Source organism: Flavobacterium sp. YJ01, from assembly GCF_029320955.1.
Lineage (GTDB): Bacteria > Bacteroidota > Bacteroidia > Flavobacteriales > Flavobacteriaceae > Flavobacterium.
This window is the reverse complement of sequence record NZ_CP119757.1, coordinates 4,856,975-4,880,079: the sequence shown is the minus strand read 5'-3', so window position 1 is coordinate 4,880,079 and position 23,105 is coordinate 4,856,975. Positions and strand designations below refer to the sequence as shown.

Genomic DNA, 23,105 nt, shown 5'->3' with positions numbered 1-23,105 from the left:
CCAGTTTCAACTGGAGAAATAAATAGAATCACAGCAAAAGGCTTTAGCCAAACTTCTGCTGTTTTTGGCTAAAGCCTTTTGAATATAAATAATTATATCATCCAGCTAAAGCTGGACGCTATTCATCTTTTAGTAAAAAACCTCTGAACCTTTGTCCCTTTGTCCCTTTGTCCCTAAAAAATCAAGAAATCAAGAAATCAACTCCTGATAATCTTCTTCGGTATCAATATCAATATTCCCTTTTTCAAAAAGAACAGAGACAACATCATCAGTATATTTTTTAATCAGTTTTTTGGCTCCTTCCTGTCCTGTTAATTCTAAAAGCTCTTCGAAATATTTTTGATGAAATAAAACTGGCGTGCCTAAAGTTTCGGAGTAAGCAGAAGCTATAATTCCTTTTTGGGTTTTATGATGTTCGTTTATAAGATTTTCAAATATTGTACTGGTTACAAAAGGCTGATCGCAAACTGCTAAAATACACTGCTGACAATCGGGATTTAAGATTGATAATTCATTTAATCCCTTTGCAATAGAAGATGACATTCCGTTTTCCCAATCTGTATTTAAACAAACTGTTATTTCAGCCGAATTAATTTCATTTTTTATAACTTCATCGTTCGCACCCGTTACAACTATTACCAATGCATTTTCGACCTTTAAAGCTTCAGAAATTGTGTTCTTTAAAAGTGTTGATTTTTTATATTCCAGCAATTGTTTCGGGCGTCCTAATCTCGAAGAATTTCCTGCGGCTAAAATGATAATTCCAGTTGAATTAGACAGTTTATTTTCCATGATAAACTTCATTATGAATTTTACCCGATTTGTATTTCAAGTAAGTTCCGGCACGTTGTGATGCAACGGCTTTAATTTCGGAAATGATAGATAATGCAATTTCTTCTGAAGTTTCGGCACCAATATCCAATCCGACAGGACTATGAATTCGGCTTAACTGTTCTTCGTTTATCAAAATTCCTTCGCTCTGGAGATCATCTAACATTCGGCTAAATTTTGATTTTGGACCGAGAATACCAATATAATGGCAGTTCGTTTGCAATAAAGATTTTAAAACTGCCAGATCATATTTGTAATTATGCGTCATTAAAAGAAAATAGGTATGATCGTCTATTTCAATATTATCAAGGAATTGCTCGGGTTTTACAACCAAAACTTGATTGGCTTTAGGAAAGCGCTTTAAAGTAGCATGTGTGGCACGACCTTCTCCAATATTGATTTCCCAACCTAAAATAGTTGCCATCTTTACTAAAGGCTGAATATCATTTCCAGCTCCGGCAATCACTAAAGATATAGACGGTTTTATATATTCTATTAAAGCTTCGTCTTCATTTTCTTTAAGTTTCTTGACTATTGAGGTTTTGTTTTTAAGAACTTCTACTACATCAGGAATCAGATTTAAAACTTCGTTACTATGATTTAAAACAGTACTTTCTTTTCGAAAAAACAAAGTCGTTCCTGTCTGAAAAGCATTTCTCTTTAAAGAAAAAACCGTTACCATTACGGCTTCTTTTCTTTCTAATTCCAATTGTTTTAAAAGCTCAATCGGATTGTTTCCAGTCTCTTCATTTATATATTCAAAAAGAATGTGAACAATTCCGTTGCATCCAAGCTGTAAACCAACTTCTGCATCATCTTCATTACTTGTATTGTAAGTTACAAGTTTATTTTGCTTTTGATTAATTGAAAGAAGCGCTTTTCGCAACGCATCTCCTTCTAGACATCCTCCGCTAATTGCACCAGTAAGCATTCCGTCTTCAGTTACCAGCATGCGCGCGCCAGGCTGCCTGTATAATGAGCCTTCGACTTTAACTACGGTTGCCAGAGCTGTTTTTTTTCTTGCTTCTTTTGCTGCTGAATAAGCTTTAAGAATTTCGCTGATTTCTTTCATGGGTAATTTTCATCAATATAAATTCTATTGAAGTATTTTTTATCAGCTTAAAAATAAAAACTTAATCTGAAACAGCGCTTACAATACACATTAATTATTCATTTAGTTCTAAAGAATAATCTAATTTTGATTTTATCACTTTTTTATTTCTATCGAGCATATAAATCTTTTCTGGATTTTTACTGAAATAACCATAATACGTTTGTTTATTTTGCGGTTTGTCCCAATTTAAAACATAAATTGTACCATCTGGATCATTTTCTAAGCCTCTTTCTGTATTAAGGTTTCCTTTTTCTTTAGATGTTCGTTCTGGAGATTTTCCTTTGTAAATACTAGAAAGTTCGTATTTATTATTCAAACGATCAATTCTCAAAATCGTTTCGATTCCAGAACAATCTGCGCATGGCAGTAATCCTTCAAAAACCAAAATATTATCTGTTTCTTCTCTTTCAATTTGATTTTCTATTGAATCTTTTTTTACAATTTCATCTGTCTCGGCTTGCTTTTTAGAATTACATGATACAAACAATTGAGCAAAAACTGCGGTAAGAATTAATATCTTTTTCATTTTCTTTTTTTACAAATATAAAGAATATTCTTACTTTTTTTGAATTAATTATTTTTAGGTTCTAAAAAGAAATCAGCCCAAGAACATAAGCCGTTTGAACTGCTTCTGCAGTATTAGTTACTTTCAACTTTTCAATAATATTTTGTCTGTGACGTCGAACGGTATAAACTGAAATATGCATTTCTGCGGCAATTTGTTCGCTTTTATTTCCTTTTGCAACACTATTTAAAACTTCTATTTCTCTTTTAGAAAGAATAGCTTCCGCTTTATTTTTATACTTTTCAGCTTCAATAACTTCTCCTGTTTGAATATTGAAAATTTTTCCGTCAATGCCGTTTTTAAATTGTAAATCTGTTGAAGGTGCATATAAACATAAGGCAAGAGAAATACTTCCGTTGCTGAAAGTTTTAAGGTAAATGGTGCGATGATTGATGTAAGAACATTTCTCAACCGAATCTTTCATTCTTAATCTACTCAATGTACTGTAATTGGAATATTCCTCTTTCGGAATTCCCTTTAAAAACTCATAAAAATTAAGTTCTAAGACATGGCGTTCAACCAAATCTTCTGGATTGATTTTAGTAAAAATACATTCTTCAAAAGCAGAGTCAATCACAGAACTTTCATTTGGAAGTCCGAAAACAGAACCAAAATTTCCTGCAAATATATAACTGCAATCAGCTTGATAATCAGACAAAACTGCCACACATTGCTCAATTTTGACATAATTTGCGACAAATTGTTTGTACATTTCTATGTCGTTAGATTCTCCAATCTCAAACTTTTGTTCTAAAAACGTATTCATTAATTGGTTTTCGACTGAAGGATTTTGTGGCATATAAAAAAGTGGAATTGGTTAATTTTACGTATTGCTGTTCTTATTTAGCAATTCTATTTTTGGAAACTTAAAAATATCACTTTCTATCCCAAAAAAATAATTTATGAAAACATTTTTTTACAACGCTCTTATTATCCTAAGCCTTTTTTTAGCTAGCTGTAATAATAAAAATGAAGGCCCGAAAACAACTATGACAGAAGAAATAAAATCAGATTCGGCAATTGTTAATGGTTCTCCTTGCGATATTAAATTGTCAAATATCCATTTTACAAAAGCAATAAATGGTGCCGACACTTTAATTAAAACAGAAACAAATGAAAAAATCGTTTTTAAAGCTGGCGAAAAATCAGATTATTTTTCTGATCCTGATGGAAAATTATCTAATACAACAGCTCCAATGCTTTTATCAAAAGTAGATAATACCAAACCTTTTACGCTTGTTTCTAAAGTAACACCACAATTTACAGAGAAAGGCTTATACAATGCTGGAGTTCTATACATTTATGTAAATGACAGTTTTTACCAAAAATTCTGTTTTGAACAGGACGAAAGAGGCAACCATAGGATTGTAACTGTTCGCACGATGGGAACTTCTGATGATAATAATCATGATGTTGTAAAACAGCCTTCAGTATATATGAAAATATCTTCGGACACTAAAACGGTTGCAAGCTATTATTCTCTTGATAAAAAGAACTGGCAAATGGTGCGTTTGTACAAAAACAATTATCCTAAAGAAATCTGGATGGGAATTAGCACACAATGCCCTATGGATAAAGGAACACAAAGTATTTTTGAAGAAATCAATTTAGAAGAAAAAAGTGTTTCTGATTTCCGTTTAGGAATTTAAATTTCACATAAGTTATTGTACTAAAATGATTTGTTATTGTTACGGTAATTATTTTTTCAAATTCACGTATGATTTGTATTACTAAGTTTTGTATTTTTATCGATAGCGAAATAATTAATACTCACCTTAAATTTAAACTGCATGGGAAAATTTGTAATTACTACTAGAACCAATGGAGAGTTTCAGTTCAATTTGAAAGCTGGTAATGGCCAGACAATTTTAACAAGCGAAGGCTATACAACAAAAGCTGCTTGCAATAACGGAATCGAATCTGTAAAAACAAATGCAGGCGACGATAATCGTTATGACAGAAAAGAAGCGAAAAACGGAAAACCATATTTTAACTTAAAAGCTGGAAATGGACAAATTATAGGTTCTAGCGAAATGTACGAAAGCACTTCTGCAAGAGAAAACGGAATTGAATCTGTTAAGAAAAATGCTCCAGATGCAACAATTGATGATCAAACAGCATAATTAAAACTGTTTTAAACATAAAAAAAGCGAGGTAAATGCCTCGCTTTTTCATTATATAAATATTCGATTTTCTTAATCTAATAGAAACACAATCAATCCTCTCGCGCCGTGAGCACCAAGAACTAAAGATTGTTCAATATCTGCTGTTTTTGATGGACCTGCGATGAAAGTTCCGAAACCATATTCCATGTTTCCAATTCTTTGATACGCTTGCTGCATTGTTGGAATAAGATCTTTTTTATGAACTACAATTGCTAAATATTGCGCTATGAAAGGCGCGACACGCTGACCTAAAATATCATCTGTTACCCAAAGTCCGCTGTTTTCTGCAACTCCAAAATGCGCTTTTACAACTGTTAATTCAACATCTTGTAACGAATGCGGATCGACTGTTTTCCAATCTAAAGAAGCAATCTCAGAAAGTTCTGGAAGCGTTGTAATTAATCGTTTTTCGAGATTATAATTGAATTTGATGTAATTTATAATTTCGCCATAACTCGCAACTTCAACAGGATCGCCACCAATTCCTTTTAAAACCGTTTTATAAGTTTCTAAAATATCAAATTGTTCTGAACCTAAAAGATTTAAATCTGGCAGTTCTGAAACCAATTCTGGCTGATTTGCTTTTATTCTTTTTAAAATTTCGCCTTTACTACTCATTTCCTTTTTCTTTAGATTCTCGCGAATTTTTCTTGTACCATTCTCTAAAAGATTCTTCTGGAACATCTGGCATTTCGCGCTGATCGTACCATTTATTCATTTTATTATTGACCATTCCTGGAATATTCTTCATTACGAATCGTCCAGATTTTCCAGCAATATTAAAAACTGTTGGATTTGCCAATACCGTTGCCATCGTTTTCATTGCTACAGTTTTAGCTGTCGGTGTATGCCCTTCTTTTACCAAAACCTGACGCCATTTGTACAATTGATCATGAATATCAATTTTTACTGGACAAACATTGGTACATGAACCGCAAAGCGTACTTGCAAAAGGCAGATCGGCATTTTTGCTCATATCTAAATTTGGCGCCAAAATAGAACCAATTGGTCCCGCAACCGCATTATGATAACTATGTCCACCGCTTCGTCTATAAACAGGACAAGTGTTCATACACGCTCCACAGCGAATACATTTTAGCGAATTTCTAAAATCTTCTCTTCCTAATTGTGTACTTCTTCCGTTGTCTACAATTACGATGTGCATTTCTTTTCCGTCTCTTGGTTTTTTGAAATGGCTTGAAAAAGTTGTAATAGGTTGCCCCGTAGCACTTCTTGCCAATAATCGCAAGAAAACACCTAAATGTTCTCTTTTCGGAATTAGTTTCTCGAATCCCATACAAGCGATGTGAACGTCTGCTAAATGCGCGCCCATATCGGCATTTCCTTCATTCGTACAAACTACAAATTCGCCTGTTTCTGCAACAGCAAAATTAACTCCAGTCAAAGCTACTTTTCTAGTCAAGAAAGTATTTCTCAAACTATGACGAGCCGATTCCGTTAAATATTGTGGATTGAAATTTCCTTTTTCTGTACCTAAGTGTTCGTGGAAAGTTTCACTTACATCTTCTTTTTTTAAGTGAATCGCCGGAAGCACAATATGGCTTGGCGGTTCTTTTCTAAGCTGTACAATATATTCTCCTAAATCAGAATCGATTACTTCTATTCCTTTTTCGGCTAAATAATCATTTAAATGACATTCTTCTGTAAGCATCGATTTAGATTTAACCATCTGCTTTACATCATGTTTTGCCATGATAGAATGCACAATTTCGTTATGTTCTTTAGCATCGGCTGCCCAATGCACAATGACACCGTTTCGTTGCGCATTCGCTTCAAATTCAACTAAATAATCGTGAATGTTAGAAAGTACGTTAAATTTTATTTGAGAAGCCGTTTCGCGAAGCAATTCCCAATCTGCTATTTGATGAGCTGATTTATCTCTTTTAGCACGAACAAACCAAAGTGTTTCATCGTGCCAATTGACACGCTCTACATCTTTATTGAACTTTGTTGCGGCTTCGCTATGCTGTATTATTTTTTCTGATGACATTTTTAATTATTTAAAAGTCAATTTTGAAATGTTTATAATGATTTATTTAACCGAAAGGTGCGCAAAGAAAAAAACGCAAAGTGCGCAAGGATAAAAATTAGCTTTGCGAACATTGCGTAAAACTTTGCGTACTTTGCGGTTAAATTTTATACTCAACATTTATTTTTAGTTTTCGAGTGAATTTAGTATTTCGGCAATGTGGATGGTTTTGATTCTACTTTTTTGTCTTTTTAGAATTCCATCCAAATGCATTAAGCAAGACATATCACCTCCTGTAATATAATCCACATCATGACTTTCGTGATCTTTAATACGATCTTGTCCCATTTTTACAGAAACCGCTTCTTCGGTTACACAGAAAGTTCCACCGAAACCACAGCATTCGTCTTTTCTCGTAAGAGCAACTAAATCAAGGCCTTCTATATTGTGCAATAATTGTTCTGGTTTTGAGAAAAATGGCGCGTTTAATTCAGACATCTGCGAAAGCTTTAAACCACGCTGACCGTGACAGCTTACGTGCATTCCGACTTTAAACGGAAATTTTCCGTCGATATGATCGATTTTTAAAACGTCTGTTATAAACTCTGTAAGTTCGTAAACTGTATTTCGTATTGCTGTTGCTTTCTCTTCTTGTTTTTCGTCATGCAAATGATCTTTGACATGTAAAACGCAACTTCCAGAAGGACAAACGATATAATCAAATCCAGAGAAATTGGCGATAAAATTAGCATCGCAACCTTTTGTCAAATGTGCATAACCGCTGTTTGCCATAGGTTGTCCGCAACAGGTTTGTCCCATTGGGAAATGCACATCACAGCCTAATTTTTGAAGTAATTCGTAGGTTGCAATTCCTACTTTTGGGTAAAATTGGTCGACATAACAAGGTATAAAAAGTCCAATTTTCATATTTTAATATTTAGTGTGTTGTTCATTAGGCGTATACTGTAAAAATGTAAAAATTACGTTTCTCAGCAAATTTACAACATACAGACCGTTTTTACCTAATGTTTATAGAATTTCAAGTCAATTAAATCGTTCTGAATTGGTTTCGGATTCCAGTTTTGATGTATCGCCAACGCCGCGCCCAAAGCACTCGCTTGAGCCATTGAGGCCGCATAAACTTCTACATCTGGAAAAGCTTCTGCCAGTAAATTCATGTAAATGGAATTTTTACTGAAACCTCCATCTACAAAAATCTTTTTTACCGGACTGTTATGAATGACCAAATTGGTAGAAAAAACCTGTTGTTCCACCAAATCCAACATTAATTGATGATAAGCTGTTTCGTAATCCTTATAGTTTGAAAGATCTCTTTTTTGAAAAGGACATTCTTTCAAAATATCAAAATTGTATTTTTTAGGATAAATAATCTGGAAATTAAGCGCTCTTAAATTGGCTACTATTTTCTTATCAAAATATACTTCTTTATAAGCGTCAACTGGAACATTAAAATACTCTGCCAAACGTTTGGTCTGCACTTCATGTTCATTTCCTGCAAATAAACGCGCTGCTTTTACTGGCTTTTCAGTGTATTGCATGTAACAAAGACAATCGTTTTGCGATTCGTCAAAAGTTAAAGGTTTATTGTTGAAAGGATTTAAAGAAATGCTCCAAGTTCCTGTTGATAATAAAACAAAAGGTTCTGTAAAATTGATCGTGTACGGAATAATGGCTGATGAACTATCATGAAGACCAACTCCAATCGCTAGATTTTCGCGGGTCATGATGACATCTTTTCCAAAATGTATTGGCGGTATTTTCTCAGAAATATTCTCTTCTTTCAGCCATCTGTGGTATTTCATTTTTTTGAAATTCCACATATTCGTATGACAGCCAATACTTGTAATATCCGCGTAAGCTTCATTCGTTAAAAGAAAACTCAAAAACTGCGGCAAATGCAGACAGTATTTTACCTTTTCGAATATTTCGGGCTTTTCTTCTTTTAAGCGGTAAATCTGCATTCCAGAATTTAAACTGCCTAAAACTGGAGAAGCTGTTTTTACAGCAAACTTTTTTTCTCCTTTGTATTTTTCGTAGAATTGAGTTTTTAATTCCTCTGGATAATCTTTTAGATAATTATACAGAGGAGTTAAAACTTTTCCGTTTTCGTCAATGTAAACAAAACTGGCGCCGTAAGTGCTAAAATTGATGGCTTTTAAAACATAATCTTTAAGCTCTTTTATTTCAGATAATCGATCTAAAATCCAATTTTTAAGTACTTCGATATCTTCACACGGAAATCCATCTTCGTCTGTGGTTTCCTCTAGATTAACTGATTTTTCCCAGACAATTTTATAATTTTCGTTAAATAAAAAAACTTTTTTGTTTGTTTTACCAATATCAAAAATCGCAACTACATTCATTTTTTTTAATTGTAAATTGTTAATTATCAATTGTCAATTAATGATTCATAATTAACAATTAATAATTTATAATTATAATCCAGTTGCCATTGTTTTTAAACCTCTTTCTTCGATAAGATTTTGTCTTACTTGAAGCGAACGATATAATGCTACAGGGTTTAACGCAGCTCCAGAACGTAAACGAGCTTCAGCAACTAACGCGCGAACATCTGTACGGAAAGCATTCTGCAAAATTTCTTGCGCTTTTACCACGTCATTTTCTTCTTGCGCTTGTTCTAAAGCTTTTCTGTCAACAGAAAGTGCTTGTGCGTAAGCAATCATAATCGCTTCAACAGATTGCAATAAATCTTCTAAAGGATCTTTGATGTTATGAGAAGCATCGATCATCCAACCTAAATCTTTGGCGTGGTTCATTCCTCTTGCATCCATTCCTTCAACCAATTCATTAAAAATCAAGAATAATTGATATGGTTTTAATGCACCAGCTGTTAAATCGTCATCACCGTATTTTGAATCATTAAAGTGGAAACCGCCTAATTTGTTATCCATCAACAAAATAGAAACAATTTGTTCGATGTTTGCATTTGGTAAATGATGCCCTAAATCAACAAGTGTTTTTGCTTTGTCTCCTAATTTTTGAACATAAGAATAAGACTGTCCCCAATCTGCTACAGTTGTAGAATAGAAGTTAGGTTCAGCACATTTGTATTCTAAAAATAATTTCCAGTTTGAAGGCAATGCATCATAGATTTCTTCTAAACTTTCTAATGTATTTTGGTAGGCGCGTCTGAAGTTTAATTGTCCAGGAAAATTAGAACCATCTGCTAACCAAACTGTTAAAGATTCAGATCCTAATTCGATTCCGTGTTTAATTACTTCAATATTATGTGCAATTGCTTGTTTACGAACCGCTTTATTTACGTTTTGTAAAGAACCGTATTTGTAAGTATGTTCCGCGCTTGCTTGATCTTGAAAAGTATTCGAGTTCATAGCATCAAACTTCAATCCGTGCTGTCCTGCTAATGTTTTGATAGCATTATAATCTGTTGGAATATCCCACGGAATATGAAGTGAAATTGCGCCAGAAGCATTGTTTAATTTGTGAAGCAAACCAACATCTTCTATCTTTTCTTCAATAGAACGAGGTTCTCCTCCTCCAGCGAAACGTCCAAATCTTGTTCCTCCTGTTCCTAAAGCCCAAGATGGAATTGCAATTTGAAAATCGATTAATTTCTGAATAATCGCTTCTGTATCATTGATTTCTGAAGCTGTAAAAACTAATTTATTCTGGTGTTTTTTGATTAAATCTTCGTTATGAGATTCGATGTGGTTTGATCCGATTAACATAGTTATTGATATTTTAATAGAGTTTACAAGGTATAAATTTTATACGTTTAGTATATTTTTTTAACACATAATGCCACAGTTTTAGTGCCGAAATTTTTGACGCTGATTTTACGGATTCGCTATCGCGAAGACGCGGAAAAAAACGGATTTTTAAAAAAGATAATTAAAAAAGATAATTAAAAAAAATCTGTGTCAATCGGCGTTTTCGCGATAGCGAATCCATCTCATCCGCGTTCTATGATTTTCATATGTTTAATATTTTTCAACTTAAAAATTTTATACAAACCAAACTCTGGTTGTACTTCACTTTTTTGTTAAGTTTTCTTTGTTAAAGCGAATTGTTATATGCTAAAAAAATCTAACGTTCGAAAGAATTCGAACGCTAGACCACAAAAAACCACTTTTGCTTAAACAAACTTATATAAAAAACCTAAACAATCTTTATCTATAAAAGCCCATTGCTACGCCACCGTCCACGTTTAATGCATTTCCTGTAGATTTACCAAGTAAACCTCCAACAAAAGCATAACAAGCGTTAGCGATATCATCAGGCAATATGATTTCATTTAATAACGTACGTTTTGCATAGTAAGCCGGAAGTTCTTCAACTGTAACTCCGTATGCTTTTGCACGACCTTCTGCCCATCCTCCAGACCAAATGTTTGAATCTGAAATTACAGCGTCAGGATTTACTGTATTTACACGAATTTTATCAGCTCCAAGTTCTGCAGCCATTAAACGTGTTAAGTGCGCTTGTGCCGCTTTTGCCGAACCATAACCTGGGTTATTTGGACCAGCAACAACTGCGTTTTTAGAAACGATATTTACAATATCTCCTCCAAAACCTTGCTTGCGCATTACTTCGATTCCGGCTTTAGAAACAATAAATTGTCCTTTTACCAAGATATCGTATAATCTATCCCACTCTTCTAAAGTATGTTCTGCGATAGATTTTGAAATACTGATTCCAGCGTTGTTTACTACAATATCAACACCTCCAAAAGCTAAAGAAGCTTCGTCTAATGCTTTTTCTGTACTTACTTCGTCAGTTACATTCAATAAAGTGCTAGAAACGGCATCTTTCCCAAAAGCTTTAATAAATTCAGCAGTTGCACCTTCTAAACGTTCTTCGTTAATATCATTAATCACCACGCAAGCACCTTCTTGAGCGAATTTTTTAGCGATAGCTTTACCAATTCCGCCCGCAGAACCTGTAATAAGAGCTACTCTTCCAGATAATGCTTTTGGTTTTGGCATACGCTGTAATTTAGCTTCTTCCAATAACCAATATTCAATATCAAAAGCTTCTTGGTGAGGCAAAGAAGTATATTCTGAAACTGCTTCTGCTCCTTTCATTACGTTTACAGCATTGATATAATATTCAGATGCTAAACGCGCCATTGTTTTATCTTTAGCAAAAGTGAACATCCCAACTCCAGGATATAAAATCACAACCGGGTTTGGATCACGCATTGCTGGTGAATTCGATTTTTTACATGCATTGTAATAGTCTTTGTACATTGCACGGTATGCTTCAAAAGCAGGAGTTAATTTTGCTTTAATAGCATCAATATCAGATAAATCTTCGTTTGGATCTAATTCTAAAACTAAAGGACTGATTTTAGTTCTCAAAAAGTGATCTGGACAAGAAGTTCCTAATGGAGCTAATTTCGAAAGATCATTAGAATTAATGAACTCCAAAACTCTTGCATCATCAGTATAATGTCCAATCATTTGACGTTCTGACGAACAGAAACCTCTTAAAATTGGTGCTACTTTAGCTGCTTTCAATTTACGATCTGCTTCTGGAAGACTGTCAATTTTCTTTCCTCCAAAAACAGGACGTTTTTTTCCGTAATTATCTTCTAAGTAAGTCGCACATTTCTCGATTACTTCCAGCGTATTAATATAACTTTCAAACGCAGTATCTCCCCAAGTAAACAAACCATGAGAACCTAACATGATTCCGCGTAGTTGTTTTCCGTTTTGAGCAGCTTCTTCTAAACAAGCTCTTAACTGAAGACCAAGATCAAATCCTGGACGCTGCCATCCTACCCAACCGATTTCTCCGTTGAATAATTCTTCTGTAATTTTCTTTCCATCTTTCGCAGCAGCGATAGCAATAGCCGCATCTGGATGCAAGTGATCAATATGTTTGAATGGAAGAAAACCGTGTAAAGGTGTATCAATAGAAGGCGCTTTTGAAGCTAAATCGAAAATGCAGTGGTTGAATAATTCTACCATTTCGTCTTCAAATTCAATTCCTCTGTAAACGTTTTCAAGATTACGAAGTCTGTCTAAATATAAAGCTGCACAACCTGATTTTGTCAATGTTCCGATATCTCCGCCAGAACCTTTAATCCACATTACTTCTGAAGATTCTCCAGTTAACGGATCTTTATCAGTAATTTTTACAGAAGTATTTCCTCCTCCATAGTTTGTCAATCTTAAATCGGCTCCTAACAAGTTAGAACGATAAATAAAAAGCGCTACTTCATCTCCCGCCAATTCTGCGGCTTTAGCATCATCCCAAAGGTAGCTTACATGCTTAAAATTTGTATTAATTGTGTTTGTATTCGACATATACTTTATAATTATTTCTTGTATTATTTATAATGAGTTACCAATTCCTACCAAAACGATCGCCAGCATAATAAGCCCGATTCCCCAGAAAAAAGTTCTTAATGTTTTTTTAGAAACTCCTTTCCATTCTTTCAAATAAAATCCCCAAAAGTTTGCTGTTAAAATGATTGTTGCCATATGCAAGATCCACGAACTAGCACCATTTCCTAATTTGCTTTCTCCCATTCCGTAAAAGAAAAATTGTAAAAACCACATGGTTCCAGCAAGCGCAGAAAACAAAACGTTTTTTGTTATGGGAGTAGATTTATCTGTATAATTTTTAATTGTTCTATTCTTAAAATTCAAATAAAGACACCAAATAAAATTGGTTGTAAGTCCGCCCCAAAGCAATACAACATAAGTCACGTTGTTTTGAAATAAAGGATTAGCACCATTTATTACGGCTTGTTCTGCCATTGGTTTTCCAGCTTCAATTCCGTAATTAAAAAAAGAACTTAAAATTCCAGAGATTACAGCTACAATTAAACCCTTTACTAAATTGAAATCTTTGTCTTTATCTTCATGACCTGTTGCAAAATCTTTCTCTTTTAGCATACCTGCTTTTCCAGAAATTGCAATTCCTAAAAGATATACCACAACTCCCAATAACACAATCTGACCGCCAGTATTAGTAAGCATGTGAGAAAATGAAATTTTTCCTTCTGTTGGAACAAAATCATAATATATTGAAGGAACTAATGCTCCAAATGCCGAACAAAATCCTAACGTAATTGAATTTCCTAAAGACATTCCTAAGTAGCGAACGCCTAAACCATAAGTTAGACCACCAACACCCCAAATTAATCCCATCGAGTAAGTGAAAGTTTTAATTGATGGAGACGCCGCTGCGATAATTTCACCAAAATGCGGAATCGTTAAATAAGCTGCGACTGGAGGAACAATAAGCCAAGAGAAAAATCCTCCTACTAGCCAATAGCTTTCCCAAGCCCAATCTTTTACTTTTTTAAAAGGCATATAAAAACTACCTGAAGAAAATCCTCCGATAGAATGAAAAATGATTCCTAATAATGATTCCATTTTATAGTTTTTGGTTTAAGGTTAGTTTGATAGTAATTTGGTTTTGTAAAATAATAGAATGTAAAAAACAAAACTGTCCTGTACTATCCTTTACGGATTTCGTATTTTTTGTTAAATCTAAAGATTATTAGAAATAAGGACTTACAATTATTGGGTAAATAAATTTAAAATGGCTATTTTAGCAATCGATTTCGCAATTATTAATTCTGCATTCTGGTTAAAATTTAGAAATTATAAAAAAAAGATTACAAGCCTTATTAAATTCTCTTTTTTCTAGCGAAACAGCAAAGCCACTAAAATTATTTTGCTGGAAGAGTTTTTTTTAATAAAAGCTACAATTAAAAATGAGTTTCGCTGAAATACGAAACAAATTTCCTCAAATGAACATGATCAAACTTATTAAAATAGACGAAGATTCGAGAGTTCCGAAGTACAAACAAATTGTCGACTCTATTCTTCAGAACATCGCCAACGGGAATTTGAAAATCAATCAAAAAATTCCTTCTATAAATAGTTTTAGTGAAGAATTTTATATGTCTCGCGATACGGTTGAAAAGGCATATAATATTTTGAAGGAAAGAAAAATCATTTCCTCCATTAGAGGAAAAGGCTATTATATAACCAGAACAAAATTAGAATCTAAAGTCAATATTTTGTTTTTAACAAATAAATTGAGCTCGTATAAAATGAAAACTTACAGCTCTTTTATTGATACTTTAGGCGCCAACGCACATGTTGATCTTCAAATTTATCACTGCGACGAAACTTTGTTTTTGAATATTTTAGACAAATTTGAAGGTGCATACGATTATTACGTTATTACAACGCATTTTAAAACAGACGAATTAAAACACTTAAGCTTTACCGATGAAGTTGTAAATGCAATTAAAAATATCCCACAAGAAAAATTAGTCGTTTTAGACAATATAAAATTAGGAACAGGCGATGAAGTAATTAAAATTTATCAGGATTTTGAAAATGATATTTACAATGCTTTAAAAGAAGGTCTTTCTAAAATAGCAAAATACAAACGATTAATTCTAGTTTATCCAGACAAAGCCGTTTATCCATATCCTCGAAGAATTTTACATGGATTTAGAAAATTTTGTGTAGAACACGAAATCAACTTTGAAATTCTTAGCGAGGTTTATGATGATATGATTCTTAAAAAAGGTGATTTGTTTATTACAATTGAAGAATCTGATTTGGTAAATTTAGTGAAACAGATTCGAGATGAAGAATATGTTTTAGGAAAAGAGATTGGCGTTATTTCTTATAATGATACGCCATTAAAAGAATTATTAGGTATTACAGTAATGTCAACCGATTTTAATATTATGGGAGAAACTGCTGCCAGAATGATCTTAAATAAAGAAAAAGGTCAGGTAAAAGTTCCTTTTAATTTTATTGATAGAAATTCTATTTAAGATACTAAGGTTCTAAGATGCTAAGCTTCTAAGTTTTCCTTTCTTTATCTTAAAACTTTGTGCTTTGTACTTTGTACTTTGTACTTTGTACTTTGTAAATCATAAAAAAACCTCGTCTATTGACGAGGTTTTTGTGGTATTATTTTTTTGATTCTTCGATAGAAACTTTTCTGAACTCTTTTAAAAGTTTTTCAATTTCTAAAGTAGCTTTACGTGCTCTTGGACCTGCAGCTTTAATTCCTTTTTCAGTTAAAGATTCAGCTTCTGCTTTAAATGTTTCAATTTCGGCGTTGATTTTTACTAATAAATCTTTCATGCTTATATATTGTTAAATTAAGCCACAAAAATAGAAGTTTGTGTGATAGTTACAACAAAATTGCTGTTAAATTTAATGCAGTTTTTCATTCATTTTCTTTACAATAAATTGATGATACATTTTCGCAAATCCTTAATAACTACAAAAAACTAAAAATCAAAGACTTATAAAAAAACATATAAAGACAGCTAATCCTTATAATTTGTTCATAAACTATTCTAATTTTAAAAAAATAGATTTTTAGCCCTATTCTGCTGTGTTTTTTTCTTAAAAACAATTTTTAAAAAGGAGAAAAATCAGCTATTAAAAGCCTGCAAAGGCAATATCTTTGATTTTCAAAACCAAATTATTTAGTTTTTGCAACCCTCAAAATTGAATTATCTAATTTGAACATTAATTATAGCTGATAGTTGTTTTGCTAAATTAGTTACATAATTAGCAAAGAAAACTGAGTCATCAAATCCTTTATCAGCACTCAATTCCCAAGCAGCAATTGCATAATAGCTAATCTCTTTATTATTTTCTATTTTTAATTTAGCCAAGTAAGAATCTGTTAATTGTCCTGTTTTTGGAGCCTCGATATAACCTTGATAAATAGCTTTAGGAACCAAAATAGCAGTTCCTAAAATCCACTGTCTTTCGTAAGTTAAATAATCATGCTGTATTAAACATATCCAATCTCCTGCTTCAATCACTTTTAGCGGATTTTTATTGTTTAAGTTTGAAAGAGCCACTAAAAAAGTTTCCTTTCCTTTAATTCCATTTATAGAAACAGTATTTTTATAACCATACATTCCAGGCCAAATAGAAGTTGTTTCCTGCACTTGATATAAATCATCCGATGCTTTCCAGTTTTGATAATGATAACTCAAAACGGAATTTACTGGTCCTTCAGCTTCAATTTTAAAAGTAGTTTTTTCGACATTATTTATAGTGTCGTTCCCTAAAATCCCCAGTCTGTTAATCTTGTCATTAACCAACAAAGCATAACCGCCTAAACCAACAGAACTTCCCACAGGAAAAATATCCCTGCCCCAGTCGTGCATTACATGATAATTATCTTCTACAGCACCTTTTTCATTTATGCCAACATTTTCTGGACTTATTTCGGGTATTTTTTTACCAAAAACATCTTTTGAATTCCTTCCATCCAGATAATGTCTAAAACCAACTTTATCATTTTCCCAAGTTGGTCCGTCTGTCTGGTACTTTTGGTAACCTAATTTTTTAAGGACTTGATCTGCCATTAAAATTTCTTGCGTATCTGGATGAACAGGGAGATTTTCTGCTTCTCTTTTTCCAAATCTTGCACTTGTCTTTACAACAAACTTCGGATCAATTTTTGACCATCTTAAGACAATATTTTTTTCTTCATTTGGAGAAAAATCAGCCGTAAAAAATAATTCATCCCATTTCCCATCACCATTAAGATCGTTTGTCTGGGCTGGAATTGTATCGGTTTTAAAAAGTAAAATCGGAAAATCACCTTTATTTTGAGATAGCTTTTCTTTTTTTATAGAAATTGCCTTTTGTGATAAAACTAGAGAAGTGCTGTTTTTTAAAACAATTGTATTTTGAGAAATACTTTGAGAAACTTTGCAACTGCTTACTGATGCAAAAATTAAAAGAATGGGTACATAAAATAAATCTCTTTTTTTCATTTTTTTCTGATTTTTACTTTTCGAAAGCAATTTAAGAGTTTTAATTGTAAAACAAACACTTAAAAAGTGTAAAAAAATAGGTGAATACTAAAAAACAAAAGCAGGATAACGAACAACTATTATCCTGCTTCTTACAACACATTATTACTCAAAATATGTGAACGAAAAAAAATAAAAAAATAAATTACGTTAAATTAGAAAATACATAGCTTTATAATATTCATTGAATTTTGTCGGTGAAATACTAGGTTGTAAAACTGATTTTTTCTCATTTTTATAATCTAATTTCTTTTTTAAAAATTGTTTTACTTCTTTAAAAATTTCGCGACTAGTTTTTGATTCATCAAATAAGATCAAATTATTAATTGCTTTCAAAAAAGATAAACTTCTATAAAATTGTTTGTCAAATAAACAAACCAGAGTATTTATTCTTTTATCATCTTGTAAAAAACTAAGCAATTCTTCTTTATTATATACTACATAAATTGTACGATCATAATTATTTGTAAGCTCTTCGCTTTCTTCATTAATAGACTTTTCTAAAAATTCAAATTCACCTTTTAATTTCCTCTTAAACATTTTTAAGAAGATTCCTCTATTATCTAGTACTGCTAGCTGTAATTATACCACCATTGGGGCAACCTGTATTACTAGCTACACCACTAACTGTTTGTGCAAATGCGGCACTGCCAAGAAAAAAAAATAAAATGAGCGTAAAAAATAAAGTAATTTTTGTCTTCATAAATCGATTTTTTTTAATTAAAAAAAATAATAGCATCCACAAAGTCAAACAACTGACTCCAAAAGGTTGTATTAATTACAATTTATTTTCTGCTATTAAATGATAGGATAACTAACTTGTAATTTTCTTTTACAGTTAACTCTATTATCAGAGATTTTAAATAAACAGTTAAAAACATTTTTTTGAATTACGGGCTTGTATATAAAAATTACAATTAAATATTCGCACTAGATACAGTAGAAAATTGTAATAATTTGGAAAGAAATAAGTATTAAAAATGAAATGCCAATGAAAGTTGATGTGGCGAAGATTTTAGGGAAGGCTTTGAATATTTTATTAATTCAGCTTGTAGACAATAACACAAATATACTGTTTTTCAGTACATTAACCTACAAAAATTATTTTTAACAATAAACTACTGAAAAAAACAAGATTTCAGTTTTTACTGTTAAAGTACTTTTTTCTCAAAAAAAAAAGAGAGAATTTCTCGTTCTCTCTTTTTTAAAAAATTAGATTTTTAAATCTATTTTTTGTCTTTAATCCCATTTTTAAGTTTCAGTAAAGAAGGGTTTTCAAGTAATTTAATTTGATCAATCACAATTTGTGCAATCGAAGTCGCTCCTAATAATGAAAGGTGTGTATCATCTGCTTTTTCTTTATCGTAATAAGCATTTTCACCTGCTTTATAATGTAAATGAAGCAGTTTTGATTTCTCTGGCCCATAAGACTGTTCCAACAATTCAGTGTAATATTCCAAATCTATAAATGGCACATTGTATTCCTGTGCTACTAATCGAGTTTCTAGAGGATATTCTCCATGCGTAGGAACCAATACTCCTTTTTCATTAAAATTGCGTCTTGATATAGATGTAAGTAAAATTGGTATGGCACCTTTTTCTCTGCTTTCTTTTACAAACTTTATTAAATTATATCTATATGCTGTATGAGGATTTGTATAACGACTTGGATCTTCTATTTTCTCATCATTATGTCCAAATTCAATTAAAACATAATCTCCTTTTTTTAACTGTTTATAAATAGAATCCCAACGTTTTTCATTTATAAAACTTCTGGTACTTCTCCCGTTTACAGCTTTATTTATAATCAAGACATTATCGTTAAAGAACGGCTGTAAAACCTGTGCCCATCCATGTTCTGGATTTTTTTCAGAATCTTTTTTATTTGCCATTGTGGAGTCTCCAATGCAATACACTGATGTTTTTTGTGCAAAACTTACTGTAGTGATTAGGAGTGTTAGGAAGATGTATTTTTTCATTTTGTTTGCTGATTGTTATTTTTGTTTGATTGCCTATAATACCTATGTCAGTCTGAGCGATCCAGAAGCTTCGGGAAATCTATATGGATATACTTTGTGTAGACGCACTGCGGTGCGTCTCTACATAAAAATACCTTTGAACCTTTGCCACTTTGCATCTTTGAACCTAAAAAATCTAATGTTTCGAAACCGCCGTTGGCACTGTTGCTCGTTGTCCTATAAAAACATCCGTCATAGTAACATTTTCTGCATTTTCATTTGATAAGGCATTTTTAGCCGACTTAATCTCAATATTTTTTAAGGATATATTTCTAATTTTCTTATCTGAAAATCCCTGAATTACAATTCCCGATTCTGAAGCTTTGTTGCATGTAATATTAGAAAAATACACATTGGATATATCTGATTGATAACCTTTACCTTCTCCATGATAATTTGCTGTAATATACAAGCAGTCTTCCACTTCATCTAATTGTATATTTCGAACAAATATATTTTTGATATACCCACCGCGATCTGCATTGGTTTTTAGATAAATTCCTCTTTTTAAATAACCTGATGTTTTACAATTTTCTACAAAAACATTCTGAACTCCTGCCGACATTTCACTGCCAATTACTACACCGTGAAGACCTTTAAAATTACAATTTCTAATAACTATATTTTCGCTTGGCGTTGCCGTATTTGCTCTTCCTTCATGATCTCTTCCTGCTTTAATAGCCACATTATCATCACCATTATCAAAATTGACATTTTCGATTAATACGTCTTTTGCATATTCTGGATCAATTCCGTCGTTGTTATGATTCAATGATTTATAACTGATTCCACGAATGGTTATGCTTTGGGATTTTAGTAAATGAAGACACCAAAATGGCGAATTTTCGATTCGGACATTTTCAACCAAAATATTTTTGCAACTTAGAAATTGAATCATTTGTGGTCTTAAAAAATAACCTTCACCAAATTTTCTTTCGCTAATTGGAACATTATCATGATTCATTTCGCGGCTGCGGTTTTTGCCTTCACCTTCTTTTGCTTTAAAACTTTTCCATGTTTTTCCTCCTTCTCCGTCAATTGTTCCTTCTCCAGAAATAGCAATATTTTTACAATTGTTGGCATAAATTAATGGACTGTAATTGTAAAGCATCGTTCCCTCCCAACTCGTTAAAACCAATGGTAGATAATCTTTCGGATTATCGCTGAATTTAATTTTTGCCCCTTTTTCTATTTTCAAATTTACATTGCTGACAAAATGAATCGGACCGTTAATTTTATAAATCCCCTTTGGAACAATTATCGTTCCTCCATTATTCTTTTTACATAATGCCATTGCTTTATCAAAAGCCTTTTTATTATCCGTAAGAGAATCACCTTTTGCACCAAGTTTTAAAACGTTTACTTGATACGAAGGAAATACTGGAAGCTCAATTCTCTTTACAATAGAATCTACTTTAGCATCGGGAAAATCATTATTCTGTGAAAACGAAGCCCAAGAAAACAATAAAAAAAGTAAACATTTAAAATTCATAAATTCTGTTTTAATTAGAATACCAGTTTACAATCTTATCCTTAAGAATATTTTCTATAGCATATTGTCCCGCTTCTTTTTTAGAAAGCTGATGTGACCAACTTACTCTTTTAGATGGCTGAAAACCCTCACCTGTACAATTGTATTCTGCGTAAAAAGCTTTCTTTTCTGCTTCAAGCTTTGACCAATTTTCCCAACCTTCTGGTTTAATTTGTTTACCCATTTCGCAGTTTATAAAAACCGTTTTAGCATAAATTCTCCATGGTCTTCCTAGATACACATCTTTTGCTTCTGGATTTGCAGTCAGCTTGCAATTTTTGAAAACAAAACCAAAAGAAGTTCCTTCTGGTGTTGAAGCTGCTGTGATATAAGAACTTTTAATACTGTGAATGGTGCAATTCTCAAATAAAGCTGTAGCTCCTCCAAAAATAAAATCAGTTGTTCCTTCTATGTAGCAGTCTTTAAAATATTGTTTTGTCTCTTTTCCAGATAAATATAAAGTGTCTTGATTTCCTAATAAATTACAGTTTGCAATTTTTGCACGATTGCCCACAACCGACAATGCTATCGCTTGCCCGCGCTCTCCTGAAGAGTTTTTAACTGTCAAATTAGAAACTGTACAATCGTCTCCTTCAACCAGAAGTGTATAAGTATAAAAAGTGCTATTTCTTCCTAAAGCTATTTTTGAGAAATTATCATCAAAAGTAATGATGGTATTTTCTTTGCTTTCACCTTTTAGAATTACGTTATTATTCCATTCTGGAATTCTCACTTTTTCATTATAAATTCCATTTTTAATGAAAATTGTCACCTTTTCATAAGGAAATGCAGGTGTTGCATAAACAGCATCTTGAATTTTAGTAAAATCCCCCGAACCATCTTGAGCTACGGTAATATAATTAACGATTTTCTTTTCGGAAGCTCCGCCTTTAGTGCCATTTTTAACTGCCCAATCTGGAAATCTTTTTATAACTTCCTGTGGCGCCTCTGAATACCAAGAATAACCATTTCTTCTTTCAGCACCAATTTGGTCAATTGATTTCTTTTTTATTCCATCACGATCACAAAAGAAAGGTTCATTGGTTTCCAAATCCATAAATCTTGCCCAAAGTGGTTTGGCATTTGCAACCGGAATCATTTTTTTGTCTACAATTTTTCCAGCGTCGTTTACGATTCTTTTTTCTTCTAAGTTGGTGATTTTTGTTTTTTCAAACCATTCAACTGCACTTTTAACAGCAGTTACAATTTCTCTTGACGGTTTCTCAATCGACATTAAAAGCAATACTATTTTTGCTGATTCATAACCGCTTAAAGAAGCCAATTCAAAAGCTCTTGCATTTGCAGGTGCCAAAGTAACTTCATCATGCTGAGCACACCAAGCAGTTAAAACACCATTTTGTTTGTATTGGGTTTTTAGAATGCAATCAATTCCCTTATCAAAGGCTTTTTGGCATTTTTCAACAATTTCTTTTGAAGGTTTAACACTGTAATAGTCTGTTTCGTCTGCAACTGCTTTTATTACATTCATAATATTAACCATCGAATCGTCATTGTAGGTAATATGAGTATAATATCCTTTTTTTAACGGATAAAACTGTGGCCATCCGCCGTTTGAATATTGCGCTTCAAGCAGATAATTTAATCCTTTTAAAAATGATTCCTTGTAACGTTCATCTTTTATTTGAGCGTACATTTTGGACATAAAAAGCATTTCCTGACAAGTTGCTCCATTATCTGTTGTAGTTTCAGCAGACGTTTTTTTGATCGCAATTAAATCATTTTTTTGTTTTTCAGTCAATTCATCTTGCATCTGAATATTTTTTGGCCAACCTCCAATATTTCTTTGGTAAAGCAAAACATTCTCTGCTATTTTTTTAGCTTCAGCAGAACCGAACCAAGCTGCATCATTTTTACGAATAATGTCAGGCCATCTTTTGTAAGTATTCTGGGCGTTTATTGAAATTCCTAAAAATAACAAAAGAACTAGAGCTACTTTTTGTAATTGAATCATTTTATGTTTGTTTTTAGTCGACAATTAATTTTGGATTTAAGAATGGGCTTTTTTTAAAAATGAATTTTTTTAAAAAAAGTCATTT

The 23,105-nt window shown here is 32.4% G+C and carries 21 protein-coding genes; 3 read left to right on the top strand and 18 right to left on the bottom strand.

All coding sequences use genetic code 11. The annotated features are described in order from the left end of the window. Positions 1 to 189 precede the first annotated feature (189 nt). From P0R33_RS21155 to P0R33_RS21140, 4 genes are all read right to left on the bottom strand, one after another. The gene (locus P0R33_RS21155; RefSeq protein WP_276173142.1) at positions 190 to 792 is read right to left on the bottom strand and encodes a nucleotidyltransferase family protein; all 603 of its coding nucleotides are present in this window, start codon (positions 790 to 792) and stop codon (positions 190 to 192) included. Next, complete coding sequence (locus tag P0R33_RS21150) at positions 782 to 1,903, bottom strand: XdhC/CoxI family protein (protein WP_276173141.1); 1,122 nt, start codon at positions 1,901 to 1,903, stop codon at positions 782 to 784. Before P0R33_RS21150 ends, P0R33_RS21155 begins: the two co-directional genes overlap by 11 nt. Positions 1,904 to 1,997: 94 nt before the next feature. Further along, entirely contained in the window at positions 1,998 to 2,471 is a 474-nt protein-coding gene (locus tag P0R33_RS21145; protein WP_276173140.1) for a copper resistance protein NlpE N-terminal domain-containing protein, read from the bottom strand. A gap of 61 nt (positions 2,472 to 2,532) precedes the next feature. After that, positions 2,533 to 3,276, bottom strand: a complete 744-nt coding sequence (locus tag P0R33_RS21140) for a helix-turn-helix transcriptional regulator (RefSeq protein WP_276173139.1) — start codon at positions 3,274 to 3,276, stop codon at positions 2,533 to 2,535. 136 nt (positions 3,277 to 3,412) lie between these two features. On the opposite strand from P0R33_RS21140, the gene P0R33_RS21135 reads away from it, so the two are divergent. Both P0R33_RS21135 and P0R33_RS21130 read left to right on the top strand, forming a co-directional pair. Continuing rightward, positions 3,413 to 4,159: a DUF1349 domain-containing protein gene (locus P0R33_RS21135; protein ID WP_276173138.1), complete on the top strand. Its 747-nt coding sequence runs from the start codon at positions 3,413 to 3,415 to the stop codon at positions 4,157 to 4,159. Positions 4,160 to 4,300: 141 nt separating this feature from the next. Next, entirely contained in the window at positions 4,301 to 4,633 is a 333-nt protein-coding gene (locus P0R33_RS21130; RefSeq protein ID WP_276173137.1) for a YegP family protein, read from the top strand. A gap of 72 nt (positions 4,634 to 4,705) precedes the next feature. On the opposite strand, the gene P0R33_RS21125 is transcribed toward P0R33_RS21130, so the two are convergent. The 7 genes from P0R33_RS21125 to rhaT form a co-directional block, all read right to left on the bottom strand. Next, positions 4,706 to 5,293, bottom strand: coding sequence for an LUD domain-containing protein (locus tag P0R33_RS21125; RefSeq protein ID WP_276173136.1), 588 nt, complete (start codon positions 5,291 to 5,293; stop codon positions 4,706 to 4,708). Further along, positions 5,286 to 6,686 (bottom strand): lactate utilization protein B, encoded by a 1,401-nt coding sequence (locus P0R33_RS21120; RefSeq protein WP_276173135.1) that lies wholly within the window; start codon positions 6,684 to 6,686, stop codon positions 5,286 to 5,288. The genes P0R33_RS21125 and P0R33_RS21120 overlap by 8 nt, the downstream gene beginning before the upstream one ends. 165 nt (positions 6,687 to 6,851) lie before the next feature. Beyond that, positions 6,852 to 7,592 carry a (Fe-S)-binding protein gene (locus tag P0R33_RS21115; protein WP_229350430.1) on the bottom strand — a complete coding sequence of 247 codons (741 nt, stop codon included), beginning with the start codon at positions 7,590 to 7,592 and terminating at the stop codon, positions 6,852 to 6,854. 95 nt (positions 7,593 to 7,687) lie between these two features. Next, positions 7,688 to 9,049, bottom strand: coding sequence for an FGGY-family carbohydrate kinase (locus P0R33_RS21110; RefSeq protein ID WP_276173134.1), 1,362 nt, complete (start codon positions 9,047 to 9,049; stop codon positions 7,688 to 7,690). Positions 9,050 to 9,121: 72 nt separating this feature from the next. Further along, entirely contained in the window at positions 9,122 to 10,396 is a 1,275-nt protein-coding gene (locus P0R33_RS21105; RefSeq protein WP_276173133.1) for a TIM barrel protein, read from the bottom strand. A 441-nt stretch (positions 10,397 to 10,837) separates the two neighbouring features. After that, on the bottom strand, positions 10,838 to 12,979 hold the full coding sequence (locus P0R33_RS21100) for a bifunctional aldolase/short-chain dehydrogenase (RefSeq protein WP_276173132.1): 2,142 nt from the start codon (positions 12,977 to 12,979) through the stop codon (positions 10,838 to 10,840). A 27-nt stretch (positions 12,980 to 13,006) separates the two neighbouring features. Further along, the gene (gene rhaT / locus P0R33_RS21095; RefSeq protein WP_276173131.1) at positions 13,007 to 14,056 is read right to left on the bottom strand and encodes an L-rhamnose/proton symporter RhaT; all 1,050 of its coding nucleotides are present in this window, start codon (positions 14,054 to 14,056) and stop codon (positions 13,007 to 13,009) included. A gap of 386 nt (positions 14,057 to 14,442) precedes the next feature. On the opposite strand from rhaT, the gene P0R33_RS21090 reads away from it, so the two are divergent. Beyond that, complete coding sequence (locus P0R33_RS21090; protein ID WP_223704995.1) at positions 14,443 to 15,483, top strand: GntR family transcriptional regulator; 1,041 nt, start codon at positions 14,443 to 14,445, stop codon at positions 15,481 to 15,483. A gap of 139 nt (positions 15,484 to 15,622) precedes the next feature. Here P0R33_RS21090 and P0R33_RS21085 read toward each other — a convergent pair whose 3' ends face one another. The 7 genes from P0R33_RS21085 to pelA all read right to left on the bottom strand — a co-directional run bounded on the left by P0R33_RS21085 (position 15,623) and on the right by pelA (position 23,020). Beyond that, on the bottom strand, positions 15,623 to 15,799 hold the full coding sequence (locus P0R33_RS21085) for a histone H1 (RefSeq protein ID WP_012026201.1): 177 nt from the start codon (positions 15,797 to 15,799) through the stop codon (positions 15,623 to 15,625). 377 nt (positions 15,800 to 16,176) lie between these two features. Next, positions 16,177 to 17,460, bottom strand: coding sequence for a DUF4861 domain-containing protein (locus P0R33_RS21080; RefSeq protein WP_276173130.1), 1,284 nt, complete (start codon positions 17,458 to 17,460; stop codon positions 16,177 to 16,179). A 189-nt stretch (positions 17,461 to 17,649) separates the two neighbouring features. Continuing rightward, entirely contained in the window at positions 17,650 to 18,039 is a 390-nt protein-coding gene (locus P0R33_RS21075; RefSeq protein WP_276173129.1) for a hypothetical protein, read from the bottom strand. Between the two features lie 19 nt (positions 18,040 to 18,058). Next, the gene (locus P0R33_RS21070; protein WP_276173128.1) at positions 18,059 to 18,202 is read right to left on the bottom strand and encodes a hypothetical protein; all 144 of its coding nucleotides are present in this window, start codon (positions 18,200 to 18,202) and stop codon (positions 18,059 to 18,061) included. A gap of 523 nt (positions 18,203 to 18,725) precedes the next feature. After that, positions 18,726 to 19,478, bottom strand: a complete 753-nt coding sequence (locus P0R33_RS21065; protein WP_276173127.1) for a rhamnogalacturonan acetylesterase — start codon at positions 19,476 to 19,478, stop codon at positions 18,726 to 18,728. Positions 19,479 to 19,653: 175 nt separating this feature from the next. Further along, positions 19,654 to 21,009, bottom strand: coding sequence for a glycoside hydrolase family 28 protein (locus P0R33_RS21060; RefSeq protein ID WP_276173126.1), 1,356 nt, complete (start codon positions 21,007 to 21,009; stop codon positions 19,654 to 19,656). Positions 21,010 to 21,019: 10 nt separating this feature from the next. After that, a complete protein-coding gene (pelA, locus tag P0R33_RS21055) occupies positions 21,020 to 23,020 on the bottom strand; it encodes a pectate lyase (protein ID WP_276173125.1) in 2,001 nt (666 codons plus the stop codon). Between the last annotated feature and the right edge of the window lie 85 nt (positions 23,021 to 23,105).